Raw genomic sequence first — 12904 nt, 5'->3', positions numbered from 1 at the left:
CCTGCCGCGTATCGCTGTTGATGCGATGGGCGGCGATGAAGGCGTGCGCGTGATGGTGGAAGGCGCCGCGATCGCGCGGCGCCGGCATGACAAGTTCAATTTCCTGCTGGTCGGCGACCGTCCCAAGATCGAGGCGGCGCTGGAATCGCATCCGGGCCTGACCGGGGCGTCCGAAATCCTGCACTGCGAAGATGTCGTCGCGGGGGATGAAAAGCCCTCCCGCGCGATTCGCCGTGCCAAGACGACCAGCATGGGCCTTGCCGTGAACGCGGTGAAGCGGGGCGAGGCGGGCGCCGCGGTGAGCGCCGGCAACACCGGCGCGCTGATGGCGATGAGCAAGCTGGCCCTGCGCACCATGCCAGGCATCGACCGGCCCGCGCTGGCTGCGCTGCTCCCCACGCTGGGCGACAACGACACCATCATGCTGGATCTGGGCGCCAATCGTGAATGCGATGCCCGCAACCTCGTCCAGTTCGCGATCATGGGCGCCGCCTATGCCCGTATCGTCAACGGAACCGAGCGGCCGCGCACGCGCCTGCTGAACATCGGGACCGAGGAAACCAAGGGCACCGAGCAGCTTCAGGATGCCGCGGCGCAGCTCAAGGCGGCCACCGGCCTCGCCATGGAGTTCGAAGGGTTTACCGAAGCGGACAAGATCAACCGCGGCCAATGCGATGTGATCGTGACCGATGGGTTTTCCGGCAATGTCGCGCTGAAGGCCATGGAAGGCGCGGCGCGGTTCGTGACCGATCTGCTGCGCAACGCGTTTTCTTCCAGCTTCCGCTCCAAGGTGGGCTTCCTCGTCTCGCGTCCCGCGACCGAGCTGCTGCGCCATCACCTCGATCCCAACAACCACAACGGCGCCGTCTTCCTCGGCCTCAACGGTGTGGTGGTGAAGAGCCACGGCAGCGCCAGCGCGAAGGGAGTGGCCAACGCCGTGGAAGTCGCCGCCCGCCTGCTGGAAGAGGACATTACCGACCGCATCAAGACCGAACTTGGCGAGCTTGGTGAAGAGCGCCTGCGCCATGCTTCCGGTGGCCGGGATGCGATCGTCAAATGATCGCGGGATGTTCCTGTCGTTTCCTGCCGCGTTCGGGGCGGTGTTCGACATTTCCGGCGCGGTGATCAAGCGAGTGATCGACATATGTTGAGGTCCGTCATCACCGGCACCGGCTCCGCATTGCCGGCCCGCGCCGTGAGCAATGCCGAGCTTGCCGAGCAGGGCGTCGACACGAGCGACGAATGGATCACCGAACGGACCGGTATCCGCCAGCGTCACATCGCGGGCGAGGGCGAGAGCACGGCCACTCTGGCCACCGACGCGGCGAGGAAGGCCTTAGAGTCTGCGAATGTTCCAGCGTCCGATATCGACCTGATCGTGCTTGCCACGGCGACCCCGGACCACACCTTTCCCGCCACCGCCACCCAGGTGCAGCACCTGCTGGGATGCAAGCCCGGCGGCATCGCCTTCGACGTCGCGGCGGTGTGTTCGGGCTTCCTCTATGCGCTTACGACCGCCGACGCGCTGCTGAGGACCGGATCGGGCAGCAAGGCGCTGGTGATCGGTGCGGAAACTTTCTCTCGCCTGCTCGACTGGGAGGATCGCGGAACCTGCGTCCTTTTCGGGGACGGGGCAGGCGCGGTGGTGCTGGAAGCGCGCGACGTGGCCGAGGACGGGCCCGGCATCCTGGCCAGCCGGCTCCATGCCGATGGCGCGCACAAGGAGCTCCTGTATGTCGACGGCGGACCAGCGACGACGGGTACCGTTGGGAAACTGAGGATGAAAGGTCCCGAGGTGTTTAGGCACGCGGTCGTCAATCTGGCCGAGGTCCTGCGCGAAGTGCTGGCGGACGCCGGGGTCGTGGCCGAAGATCTGGATTGGGTCGTACCGCATCAGGCCAACGCCCGCATCCTCGACGCGACCGCGCGCAAGCTCGGTCTCGCGCCGGAAAAAGTGGTGGTCACGGTGGACCGCCACGCCAATACCTCCGCCGCTTCCGTACCCCTCGCCTTCGACGTCGCCATGCGCGACGGGCGCATCCAGGCGGGGCAGCTCGTCATGTTCGAAGCGATGGGCGGCGGGTTCACGTGGGGCGCCGCTCTCGCCCGATTGTAACATTGGTTAAACTAATCGCGGGAATGTCGTTGCGATACAATGCACGCTAGGGTATGTCCGCTAGGTGGTTGTGGCGAAAAGGAGAAGCGGGCGAAATGCGTTCGGTGGGCACCCTGACACGCGCCGATCTGGCCGAAACTATCAATCGTAAGCTCGGCGTGAGCCGTGCGGACTCGCTGGCCATGGTCGAAAGCATTCTGGACAAGATGTGTAGCGCGCTTTCTGACGGTGAAAACGTCAAGATTTCCGGCTTCGGCAGTTTCGTGCTGCGCGACAAGAACGAGCGTGTGGGCCGCAATCCCAAGACCGGGGTTGAAGTGCCTATTACGCCGCGCCGCGTGCTGACTTTCCGGGCGAGCCAACTGCTCAAGGACAAGATCGCGAACGGCTGATGGCCGAATTCGACGATCACAAGGACGCTGGGGCGCTTCGCACGATCGGCGAGGTCGGTAAGGCGCTGGGTATCAAGGCCCATGTGCTGCGGTATTGGGAAGAACAGTTCGTCCAGCTCAAACCCGTAAAGCGCGCCGGTGGAAGGCGTCTTTACCGGCCCGAGGATGTTGCGCTGATCGAGCGGATCGATCGACTGGTCAATCGCGAAGGGTACACGCTCAAAGGCGCTAGAGCGGCTTTGAAGACTGCTGAAGCACCGGAACCCGATGCCCCACCATCAGCATTGCCGGACGACCTGATCCCCAAGCTGAAAGCCATTCGCGCGGAGCTCGCATCCGCCTTGGAAGCGGTCTGACCCTTCAAGCACTGCCTCGCTCAATGCGGGCGCAAAGCCCCCCGACCCCATACAAACCGACTGAAAAAGCTTGCTCAAGTTGGGCGGAATCATTCCGCCGCCAGCAGTTCTTCGGCACCACCCAGATCCACGCTGACGAGGCGGCTTACGCCCTGTTCGACCATGGTCACGCCGAACAGGCGGTGCATTCGGCTCATGGTGACGGCGTTATGTGTCACGATCAAATACCGCGTGTCGGTTTCACGAACCATCGCATCGAGCAGGTCGCAGAAGCGATCGACATTGGCGTCGTCGAGCGGGGCGTCGACTTCGTCGAGAACGCAGATCGGCGCCGGGTTGGTGAGGAACAGCGCGAAGATCAGGGCGACAGCCGTGAGCGCCTGTTCGCCGCCCGAGAGAAGCGTGAGCGATTGCAGCCGCTTGCCGGGCGGCTGCGCGTAGATTTCCAGGCCCGCCTCCAACGGATCTTCGCTGTCGATCAGGGCGAGATGGGCCTTCCCGCCCTGGAAAAGCTGCACGAACAGACGCTGAAAGTGCTCGTCCACCTGGCGAAAGGCGTCGCGAAGGCGCTCGCGCCCCTCACGGTTGAGGCTGCCGATCGAACCGCGAAGCCGATTGACCGCTTCGGCCAGTTCGGCCTGTTCCGCGGCGCTCGATCCGTGCTCGGCCTCGATCTTTTCCAGTTCGGCGGCTGCGACGAGATTGACGGGGCCGATGCGTTCGCGCGCCGCGGTCAGCCGGTCCATTTCGGCGCTCTCCGCTTCGGCGCTGGCGACATCGGTCTCTTCGAAGGCAAAGCGACCGGGCAGGAGCGGGGGCGGACACTGAAAGCGTTCGCCCGAAGCACGGGCCATCTCGATCCGCTTCGCTTCCTCGCTCTCGGCGCGCGCGGCCAGCCCGGCGCGATTTTCGCGCGCTGTCGCCAGCGCCTCCGTAGCGGCAGCCAGCGCAAGGTCGGCTTCGTTGGCGGCCTCCTGCGCCGTTTTCGCGGCCTTTTCTGCCGCCTCCAGCTCCTGCGCGATGCGGGCGCGAACCTTGTCGCCCTGCTCTATCTCGCGCAAAAGGCCTTCGGGCTTGGCCGCGATGATCGCGCGCTCCTCCTCGATTTCTTCCAGTCGCCGCGCAGTATCGGCCAACCGCTTTGCCGCATCGCCACTGCGCGCCTGCCAGCCCGCCACATCTGCGCGCTGCGCCGCTGCGCGTTCGCGCGCTACCGCCAGCGCCTGATCGTGGCCCGCAAGTTCCGCCATCGCGGCCTGAAGAGCGCCCTTGGCTTTTTCGTTACGACCTCGTGCCGCTTCCAGCGCAGCGCGCCCCGCAGCCGGATCGGGCAGGGTGGTCCGCTTCTCCTGCGATGAGGCCAGGTCACGCTCCGCTGTTGCCAGCACGTCGGCCTGCTCGCCGGATTGTCGATCCAGCTCGGCCAGCCGAGCGGCGGTTCTCTCGCGGGCCGATTCCGCCTGATCGAGGGCGCGAAGCGCATCGCGCTCGGCCTCTATCGCCTGTGCAAGCGCGCGTTCTGCTCCGATCAGATCACGCTGCAGGTCGGCGAGGTCCGTCGCGGCGGCGTCATGCCCCCGGCGAGCCGCTTCCGCAGCTTCGCGAAGATCGGGGAGCAGGGCATCGAGTTCGCGAAAGCGGTTTTCCGCCTCCAGCCGGGCCGCCTCGGCCGCGCCTTCCCCCCGGGCCACGAAACCGTCCCAGCGGCGTAACGCGCCATCCATCGTGACCAGCCACTCCCCCGGATCGAGCGAGCGGCCGTCGTCTTCATCGACGACATGGACCAGCGCGAGTCTCGCGGCGAGTTCCTGCGGACAATCGACAACATGCGAAGCGAGGCTCTGCGGCACTGGCGGGGGGGCCTCTGCCCCAGTCCAGAACCGTCCCTCCGTCGCGCCCGCCTGGCCCAGCACCGCCTTGCCATCTCGTCCCAGCACGGCGGCGACCGCACGCTCATAGCCCGGCCGAGCGCGTACCGCGTCGAGCGCCTGCCGCTGCCCGTCTCGGCCCGCTGCCGCGCGTGCGCGGGCATCCCGGTCGCGGACCAGCGCCGCATGTTCCCGCTCGATCCCGGCCAGTTCGGCCTTCGCGGACGACAGCGCGGATGCGGCCTCGTCTCGCTGGGTTTGCAGGCGCCCCTTGCGGGATTGCATCTGCTCCAGCTTGGCGCGCCGCAGGGTTACGGTGTTGGCGGCGCCCTGTGCAGCATCCTGCGCCCGGGCTACGGCATCGTCTCCATCGCCTTCGGCCAGCAGGGCGCCGCGCTGGTCCGCGATGCGGCGGGATTCGCCTGCCAGGCGATCGCGACGCTGAAGGGCCTGAGCGATCTCCGCCTCGGCGACGCGCCATTCCGCCTCGACGCCGGCATTGTCGGCGGTGGCCTTGGCGAGTGCCAGTTCCGCCGCCCGCCCGTCCGCCTCCGACTTTTCGACGGCGCGTTCGAGCGCCGGGCGCCCGGCCTCCATGTCGGCAATCGCGCTTTTTCCGGCGGCGATCTCTTTCTCCAGCCGGCCGATCGCCTCGGCAGCGTCGGACGTCAGCCGGTCCGCCTCGCCGCGATCCTCCTGCAAACGCGCGCGCTGGCGGTCGAGGTCGGAAAGGCGCTGCTCCGCGGCTTCGAGCCGGGTCGTCAACGCCGCCATCCGGTGGCCATGGGCGTTGGCATCGTCGCGGCGGTCGGCAAGTTCGTCGCGCGCTTCCGTCAGCGCCTCTGCGGCCAGGCGCTGCGCCTTCTGGCCTTCGCCAGCGGCGGCCTGAGCGCGGCCCACGTTTGCATCCGCATCGCTGGCCGCGGCCTTGGCCGCGCGCGCCGCTTCCGCCGCATCGCGCCAGCGCGCGAAAACGACGCGTGCCTCCGCGCCGCGCAGTTCATCGGTCAGCTTGCGATAGCGCTCGGCCTGCTTGGCCTGGCGGCGTAGGGAAGCGATCTGGCTGTCGAGCCCGGCCATCAGATCTTCCAGGCGCGCCAGATTGGCCTCGGTCTGGCGAAGTTTGCTTTCCGCATCGCGGCGGCGCACGTGCAATCCCGCGATGCCGGCCGCCTCTTCCAGCATCATGCGCCGTTCGGCGGGCTTTGCGGCAATGACTTGTGCGATCTTGCCCTGGCTTACGAGGGCCGGGCTGTGCGCGCCGGTGGCCGCATCGGCGAAGGTCAGCGCCACATCTTTCGCCCGGACATCGCGTCCGTTGACGCGATAGGCGCTTCCCGCGCCGCGCTCGATGCGCCTGACCACCTCGAATTCTTCGTTGTCGGAATCCGCACCCGAAAGGACGACTTCGGCGAAATCGCGGGCCGGGCGGCTTTGCGTGCCGGCGAAGATGACATCTTCCATCCCGCCGGAGCGCAGCGATTTCGCGCTTGTTTCGCCCATCACCCAGCGGATGGCTTCAAGCAGGTTGGATTTGCCGCAGCCGTTGGGGCCGACGACGCCGGTCAGCCCCGGCTCGATGCGCAGGGTGGCGGGTTCGACGAAGCTCTTGAAACCGCTGAGGCGCAGTTGCCTGAGCTGCATCGCCCGCCTTGCCGCCCCTTACCTGGCGCCCGCGCGCTGAAGCTCGGGCTCCAGCGCGGCCCAGCTGTTGATCCCATCCAGCACCCGGCCGTTCAGCATGAAGGTCGGCGTGCCGTTGATCCCGTCCGACGTGGCATAACGCTGCGTATCGTCGGCAAGCTTTTCCATGGCGGGGACATCGCTCAGGCAGGCGCGTGCCTGATCGGCGCTGATGCCCCGCTGCGCGAAAAAGTCGTAAAAGCCGCCCGCCTGGGCCAGAGCGGCGAAGCGCTGTTCCATCGGCTGATTCATCGCGCCATCGAGCGAAGCCGGATTGTCGTAAATAGGTGCCATCAAGGTGCCGAGGTTCTTCCACACCTGGTCCGACAGCGGCACCACGGCCTCGGTGGTGCCGCAGCGCGCCATCCGGGCAAGCACCAGATCGACCGGCCCGTGCACGGCGAAATTGCGCAGTTCGTAGCTCACTCGGCCGCTATCGATGTATTTTGCGAGCAGTGGCTCCATGCCTTCCTCCGCGAAGCGGGCGCAGGTCGGGCAGGTCAGCGATCCGTATTCCACCAGCTTGATCGGGGCATCGGGATTGCCTACCAGCACGCCGTTTTCCGGCGTGGTGGTCGCGGTATCGCGCCAGCTCGTCCCTTGGGGCGCAGAAACCGCTGCAACTGCCTCGGCGCGAGAGCTCTCCCCGGTGGTTGCGTTGTCACCGCATGCGCCGAGCGCAAGTGGAGCGGCCATGGCAAGTGCGAGAAAGGGGCGGCTGAAGCTGAAGGTCATGGTTTCGGATCGTCCGTTTGGGTTGGTGGAGGCTAGCGCGACCGGGTTGCGGGCAACAGCGCCCGCGCGAGGGTTGTGAACAGGAAGCTGGGTATCTGAATAAGTCGGTTCAGCCCACCTTGTCGAGCAGAGGCGCCAGCGCCTCCCAACTATAGACCCCGTCGAGCAATTCGCCGTCCAGCAAGAAGCTGGGGGTGCCCTGAAGCTTGAAGGTGGCGATGTCCCGCTGGCTGGTCTCAGCCATGGCGTTCGCCTTGCTCTCGTCCGCCAGGCAGCGATCCAGTTCGGGGCGGGTATAGCCGCGATCTTCCATGATCGCGTAGAACCCAAGGTCGCTAGCGATGGCGCGGAAGCGGGCGCCGTTGGTGCCGAAGCTCCAACGGGTGCGCTGCGCCTGGGTCGACTTGCGTGCGCGCTCCAGCCAGTCGTCCTGCTGTTTCAGCAACGCTTCGTGATTGCCGATGAACTTCGCAGGCGCGCCGCAATGGGTCAGCAGGGCCGCGGTTAAATCGATCGGATCGCGCAGCAGGTGGCGGATTTCGTAGCTCACCTTGCCGCGCGGCAGGTAGAAGCCGCGGATTGCCGCATCGCCGGTGCGCGCGAAATCGGCACAGTGCGAGCAGGTGTAGCTCATGTATTCGACGAGCTTGGCCGATGCCTCGGGGTTGCCCAGCACGTGGCCCTGGTCGTTTTCTTCCACCATCGCCGCGAATGTAGGTCCTGCGGGAACGGCAACGGCCTGTTTGGGCTTGGCGGGGGCGGCGCTGGCGGACAGGGCCAGCAGGGCCCCGAGGGTGGCGAGCGGCGCCGCCAAGCGGAAGGAAATGGTCATGGTTTCAGGATTCCCCATCATCGTCGCCAAGGCCGCGCGCGAGCGATTCGAGTACCGCGCGCAGCTCCGGATCGCCGATATCGCGTAATCCGGCCCCAAGTTCCATAGGGATCGGCTTGAGCGAAGGCGGCGCGGATGCCCTATCGGCGGGCGGCTTAACCGCGCCTTGCCGGATTTTCACCCGTGCCACCGCGCGATAGCCGAAGAAGGTGTTCACTCGCGCGATGATTTCGGGAATGACATGCTGGATCAGCGGAGCGTGAACCGGAGTCGCCACGAGTTCCAGGATGCCTTCCGATTTCTCGCCCGGAGGAAAGCGTATTGCTTCCGGTGCGCAGACTTTCGCATGCGTCGTGCCCACAATTTCGGGCCAGCGGGTGACGACCGAGCTCTGGACGAAGCCGAAGCGGCGGAAGGCGGTCCGCCCGATCTGCGGCATCAGCTCCGACACCTGCCGCGCAGGCCCGCCGCGCGGCCTTTGAAAGGGCTTCGGCGCGGGTTTTCCCGCTTTGCTTTTGCTGTCGCGTTCCATGGTTGCCCGCTCCATGCCATAGCGCGGGGATGGTCGCCAGCATCGCCGACACACTTTTGGACTGGTACCACAGCCATGCCCGCGACCTGCCGTGGCGCGCGCGTCCGGGCACCCCGGCCCCTGACCCTTATCGCGTCTGGCTGTCGGAAGTCATGTTGCAGCAGACCACGGTCGCGGCGGTAAAATCCTATTTCGCCGCCTTTACGGCGCGCTGGCCTACCGTGAGCGACTTGGCGGCTGCGGACGAAGCCGACGTCATGGCGGCATGGGCTGGCCTCGGCTATTATTCGCGGGCCCGCAATCTGGTGAAGGCGGCGCGCGCGGTAGCGGAGCGCGGCGGCTTCCCCGACAGCGAGGCTGCCTTGCGCGAACTGCCCGGCCTGGGCGCCTACACCGCTGCGGCAGTGGCGGCGATCGCCTTTGGACGGCGGGCGGTTGTGGTGGATGCGAATGTCGAACGTGTGGTCGCGCGGCTGTTTGCCATTGCCGACCCGCTGCCCGGCGCGCGCAAGACGATCCGGCGACGGACGGACGAGATCACGCCCCAGCACCGCGCCGGCGATTTTGCGCAGGCGATGATGGACCTGGGCGCAACGGTCTGCACGGCGCGCGACCCGCGCTGCCTGCTCTGCCCGCTATCGGATCGCTGTAATGGCCGGCGCGAGGGCGACCCGGCCCGCCTGCCGGTAAAAGCGCCCAAGAAAGCCAAGCCCCAGCGCAAGGGCATCGCATGGTGGGTGGAGCGCGACGGGTCGGTCTGGCTGGTGACCCGCGAGGGGACGGGAATGCTGGGCGGCATGCGCGCTTTGCCCGACGATGGCTGGAGCGCGAGGGCCGATGGCAAGGGCGGGGCAGGGAAGGGCGAAATCCTGGGTGCGGTTCGCCACGGCTTCACCCATTTCGACCTGGACCTCTCGGTCGTTCGCGCGGCTCAGCCGCAGGGAACGGGGGAATGGTGGCCGCTCGACAGGCTGGAAGAAGCGGGCCTGCCGACCCTCTTCGCAAAGGCGGCCCGGCTGGCGCTTGCAGCCAAACCCTAGCTAGATCAATCCGCCGCCCAGGCTGAGCCGGATTATCGCGACCAGCAGCACCACGAGGCAGAAATTGCGCCCCGCCTTGCTGCGGGACAACTGACCAATGATCACGCCGGTGAGGATCAGCGGCAAGGCGAGCCAGTTGGCCCAACCCAGAAACGGAATGGTCGCCGGGATCACGATGACGAGCGAAACGAGACCGAGGACGAATGCGATAAGGCTTCCCATGCGTCTTAGATAGCTAACACAGCGTATTCTTCAAGATGGGGGAACGGCAAGGCGGTTGCCTTTTGCAATCGAACGTTCAGAACGGCGCACGCAACCAACGCTATCGAAAAGGCAGGGAGAGGACCCTCATGGCATATCGCGAATTCGACCGACCCGCGCTCGACCGCCGCGCACTCCTCAGAGGCGGGGCGCTGCTGGCCGGCGGCGCCGTGCTGGCGGGAACGCCGTTGTCCGCACTGATGGCACAACCCTCGATGGCGCCGGGCAAAAATCCTTCGGTCTACTGGCCTTCGGTCAATGCATTCGTGAGCAAGTTCGTCGATGCGCGAGAGGTGGCCAACATCGTTACCGTGCTCGGCTGGGGGCAGCAGCCGCCGACGGTCATCGCGAAGGGTAACCTCGCCATAGGACAGACCGCGCCTGCGGGGCTGGACAGCCTGTACCGCATCTATTCGATGACGAAGCCGATCACCGGCATGGCGGCGATGATGCTGATCGACGAAGGTCTGCTTGGCCTCGACCAACCCGTGGCGGAAATCCTGCCCGCATATGGCGAGATGATGGTGCAAAAGACCTACGATGGGTCCATCACCGATCTCGAACCGGCGAAGCGCCCCATCACCATCCGCAACCTGCTGACCCATACCGCCGGCCTTGGTTACGGCATCGTGCAGAGGGGCCCGATCAAGGATTATTTCGAGGCGCAGGGTCTCGTACCGGGGCAGGTTACCCGCTTGCCGATACCGGAGCTTGGCCGGTCCAGACCGGTAGAGGGCCTTATGACCTTCGCAGACCGGCTTGCCGAGGCACCGCTGGTCTATCAGCCGGGTACCAAGTGGAGCTACTCCGTCGGTCTCGACCTGATGGGCGCGGTGATCCAGAAGGTGACGGGCCGCCCCTTCGATGAGTTTTTGAAGGAGAAGATCTTCGATCCTTGCGGCATGACGAGCACCTGGTTCCGCGTGCCGGAAAGCGAGGTGGGCCGACTGACCACCAATTATGGCATCATGAACGGAATGCCGGTGCCGATCGATCCGGCGCGGGCGTCGATCTATCTCGACGAGCCCGCCTTCCCCTTCGGCGGCGCCGGTCTCGTTTCCTCGCCGCGCGACTACGATCGCTTCCTGAGGATGCTGCTTGGCTATGGCTCGATCGACGGGAAACGCGTGATGAGCGAACTCGCGGTGCGCGTGGGTACCTCCAACCTGCTGCCCGAAGGCGTCGACCTCAAGGGGAGCTGGATTGAGGGGCAGGGCTTCGGAGCGGGTGGCCGGGTCACCGATGGGGCCTATGGGTGGGGCGGTGCCGCCGGTACGGTGGCGCTGGTCAGCTTCAAGGCAGGCCTGAGGGCCGGGATGTTCACCCAGTACATGCCAAGCGATGCGCTGCCGATTTCCTCCGGCTTTCCAGATGCTTTGCAGAAAGATCTGGCGGCCATGGAGGCCAGGAAGACGGCGGCCTGATGCTTGCGTTCACCGGATCCCGGCTGGACCGGGCGGACAATGTCAGAGCGGATCCCGATGCGCTGGCAGGCATGATGGGCTGGCGCGCCCGGCTGCTGGCGCTTGAAGGGCTGATGCCCGGAATGGACGACAGTGGTGCGCTCGCCTGGGGCAGTCTGGCCGATGCCGATCCCGATACGGAGTTGGTGTTTCTGGGGCTGGACGAAGGAAAGCCCTGCTTCGCCGCCGTCCCGCCACGCGGCGATGCTTCGCCGCGGATGGCGAACCCTGCCGTATGGCAGGCGATGGCGTCCTTGAGAGCTGACGACCTGGCTATTTACGGCGGTGCGCGCAGCATCGTTGACTGGCATGCCCGCCACCGATTCTGCGCACAATGCGGAGGCGGGACCAGGATGGCCAAGGGGGGGTGGCAGCGCGATTGCACGCAATGCGGCACCAGCCATTTCCCGCGCACCGATCCGGTTACGATCATGCTGGTCGAACACGATGGGCGGCTAATGCTGGGTCGGGGGAAGGGTTGGGGCGAAGGGCGCTTTTCCGCGCTCGCCGGCTTCGTGGAGCCGGGCGAGAGCATAGAGGAAGCTGTGGCTCGGGAAGTGCTGGAGGAAAGCGGCGTCGCGGTGCGCGATGTGACCTATGTCGCCAGCCAGCCATGGCCATTTCCCAGCCAGCTGATGATCGGGTGCCACGCCCATGCGGACGACGACGCGATCAGGGTAGACGAAACCGAGCTTGCCGAGGTGCGTTGGTTTTCGCGGGACGAAGTCACCCAGGCACTGGCGGGTGATGGCCCATTTGTAAGACCGCCCGATCAGGCGATCGCAACCCATCTGCTGAAATGGTGGAGCAAGACATGACGCAGCCGATCACCATCGATATCTGGTCCGACGTGATGTGCCCCTGGTGCCTGGTCGGCTGGGGCAATCTGAAGCAGGCTCTGGACGAACTGGAAGGCGAGATCGCGACGGAGGTGCGCTGGCACGCCTTCGAACTCAATCCGGACATGCCGGCCGATGGCGAAGAGCGCACCGCGCATATCGCCCGCAAATATGGTCGGACCCCGGATCAGGCCCGCGATGTGCAGGGCCAGATGCGCCAGGCGGCCGAGGCGGCCGGGGTTTCGCTGGACTATGAGGGCGAGGAACCCGCGCCCCCGGCGATGATGTGGAACACCTTCCTGGCGCACAAGCTGCTCGTGTGGGTCGGTGAAACCGCCGGGTACGACCGCCAGACCGCGCTGAAGCTCGCGCTGTTCGAAGCGCATTTCAACCAGCGGCGCCGCATCGGCGAACGCGCGGTGCTTCTGGATATTGCCGAGGAGCAGGGCTTCGACAGGGCCAGGGCGGAGGCCGCGCTCGATGACGAGGCGCTGTCGCGCAAGGTGAGGGCGGAAGAACGCGCCGCCTATGACATGAACATCAGTGGCGTACCCGCGATGATCCTGGCCAACGGATTCCTCGTTCCGGGCGCGCAGGGGCCGGACACCTATGTCGCGGCGCTGCGCCGGGTCGCGGAAAGGGTAGCGGCCTGAGAGCTGGCTTCGACTTCATCTTAGAAACCAGTCTTTTCGCGTGGAAATGCAATCTTAATGGTTGAATTCGCGTTGCACGCGTGACCATTGAAATGGTTCCCGAAGAATTTTTGCAAAACATTTTGAAAAATAAG

13 protein-coding genes are annotated in these 12904 nt (G+C 65.9%); 8 read left to right on the top strand and 5 right to left on the bottom strand.

The window, feature by feature from the left end; genetic code table 11:
• The first annotated feature begins 1 nt into the window (after window position 1).
• The 4 genes from plsX to ACFDTG_RS10275 all read left to right on the top strand — a co-directional run bounded on the left by plsX (window position 2) and on the right by ACFDTG_RS10275 (window position 2864).
• The gene (gene plsX, locus ACFDTG_RS10290) at window positions 2–1060 is read left to right on the top strand and encodes a phosphate acyltransferase PlsX (protein ID WP_375290948.1); all 1059 of its coding nucleotides are present in this window, start codon (window positions 2–4) and stop codon (window positions 1058–1060) included.
• A gap of 84 nt (window positions 1061–1144) precedes the next feature.
• On the top strand, window positions 1145–2116 hold the full coding sequence (locus ACFDTG_RS10285) for a beta-ketoacyl-ACP synthase III (RefSeq protein ID WP_375290947.1): 972 nt from the start codon (window positions 1145–1147) through the stop codon (window positions 2114–2116).
• Between the two features lie 95 nt (window positions 2117–2211).
• Window positions 2212–2508, top strand: coding sequence for an integration host factor subunit alpha (locus ACFDTG_RS10280; protein WP_375290946.1), 297 nt, complete (start codon window positions 2212–2214; stop codon window positions 2506–2508).
• Window positions 2508–2864 (top strand): MerR family transcriptional regulator, encoded by a 357-nt coding sequence (locus tag ACFDTG_RS10275; protein WP_375290945.1) that lies wholly within the window; start codon window positions 2508–2510, stop codon window positions 2862–2864. Before ACFDTG_RS10280 ends, ACFDTG_RS10275 begins: the two co-directional genes overlap by 1 nt.
• A gap of 89 nt (window positions 2865–2953) precedes the next feature.
• Here the strand turns inward: ACFDTG_RS10275 and ACFDTG_RS10270 are convergent, their stop codons facing one another.
• The 4 genes from ACFDTG_RS10270 to ACFDTG_RS10255 all read right to left on the bottom strand — a co-directional run bounded on the left by ACFDTG_RS10270 (window position 2954) and on the right by ACFDTG_RS10255 (window position 8529).
• Complete coding sequence (locus tag ACFDTG_RS10270; protein WP_375290944.1) at window positions 2954–6376, bottom strand: chromosome segregation SMC family protein; 3423 nt, start codon at window positions 6374–6376, stop codon at window positions 2954–2956.
• 18 nt (window positions 6377–6394) lie between these two features.
• Window positions 6395–7150 carry a DsbA family protein gene (locus ACFDTG_RS10265; protein ID WP_375290943.1) on the bottom strand — a complete coding sequence of 252 codons (756 nt, stop codon included), beginning with the start codon at window positions 7148–7150 and terminating at the stop codon, window positions 6395–6397.
• Between the two features lie 109 nt (window positions 7151–7259).
• Window positions 7260–7982: a DsbA family protein gene (locus tag ACFDTG_RS10260; RefSeq protein WP_375290942.1), complete on the bottom strand. Its 723-nt coding sequence runs from the start codon at window positions 7980–7982 to the stop codon at window positions 7260–7262.
• A 4-nt stretch (window positions 7983–7986) separates the two neighbouring features.
• On the bottom strand, window positions 7987–8529 hold the full coding sequence (locus tag ACFDTG_RS10255; protein WP_375290941.1) for a DUF721 domain-containing protein: 543 nt from the start codon (window positions 8527–8529) through the stop codon (window positions 7987–7989).
• A 14-nt stretch (window positions 8530–8543) separates the two neighbouring features.
• Between ACFDTG_RS10255 and ACFDTG_RS10250 the strand changes: the two genes are divergently transcribed.
• Window positions 8544–9554, top strand: a complete 1011-nt coding sequence (locus ACFDTG_RS10250; RefSeq protein ID WP_375290940.1) for an A/G-specific adenine glycosylase — start codon at window positions 8544–8546, stop codon at window positions 9552–9554.
• Here ACFDTG_RS10250 and ACFDTG_RS10245 read toward each other — a convergent pair whose 3' ends face one another.
• Window positions 9555–9776 (bottom strand): hypothetical protein, encoded by a 222-nt coding sequence (locus tag ACFDTG_RS10245; RefSeq protein WP_375290939.1) that lies wholly within the window; start codon window positions 9774–9776, stop codon window positions 9555–9557.
• A 128-nt stretch (window positions 9777–9904) separates the two neighbouring features.
• Between ACFDTG_RS10245 and ACFDTG_RS10240 the strand changes: the two genes are divergently transcribed.
• Genes ACFDTG_RS10240 through ACFDTG_RS10230 form a run of 3 tightly spaced genes read left to right on the top strand, consistent with a single transcriptional unit; the run spans window position 9905 to window position 12770 of the window.
• Window positions 9905–11239 (top strand): serine hydrolase domain-containing protein, encoded by a 1335-nt coding sequence (locus ACFDTG_RS10240; protein ID WP_375290938.1) that lies wholly within the window; start codon window positions 9905–9907, stop codon window positions 11237–11239.
• On the top strand, window positions 11239–12096 hold the full coding sequence (gene nudC, locus ACFDTG_RS10235; RefSeq protein ID WP_375290937.1) for an NAD(+) diphosphatase: 858 nt from the start codon (window positions 11239–11241) through the stop codon (window positions 12094–12096). Before ACFDTG_RS10240 ends, nudC begins: the two co-directional genes overlap by 1 nt.
• Window positions 12093–12770 (top strand): DsbA family oxidoreductase, encoded by a 678-nt coding sequence (locus tag ACFDTG_RS10230; protein WP_375290936.1) that lies wholly within the window; start codon window positions 12093–12095, stop codon window positions 12768–12770. The genes nudC and ACFDTG_RS10230 overlap by 4 nt, the downstream gene beginning before the upstream one ends.
• The last annotated feature ends 134 nt before the right edge of the window (window positions 12771–12904 follow it).

The sequence above is a fragment of the Qipengyuania sp. genome (assembly GCF_042095715.1).
In the GTDB taxonomy this organism is placed as follows: domain Bacteria; phylum Pseudomonadota; class Alphaproteobacteria; order Sphingomonadales; family Sphingomonadaceae; genus Qipengyuania.
Note: the sequence above shows the minus strand (reverse complement) of the source record. Positions and strands in the feature narration are given on the sequence as shown.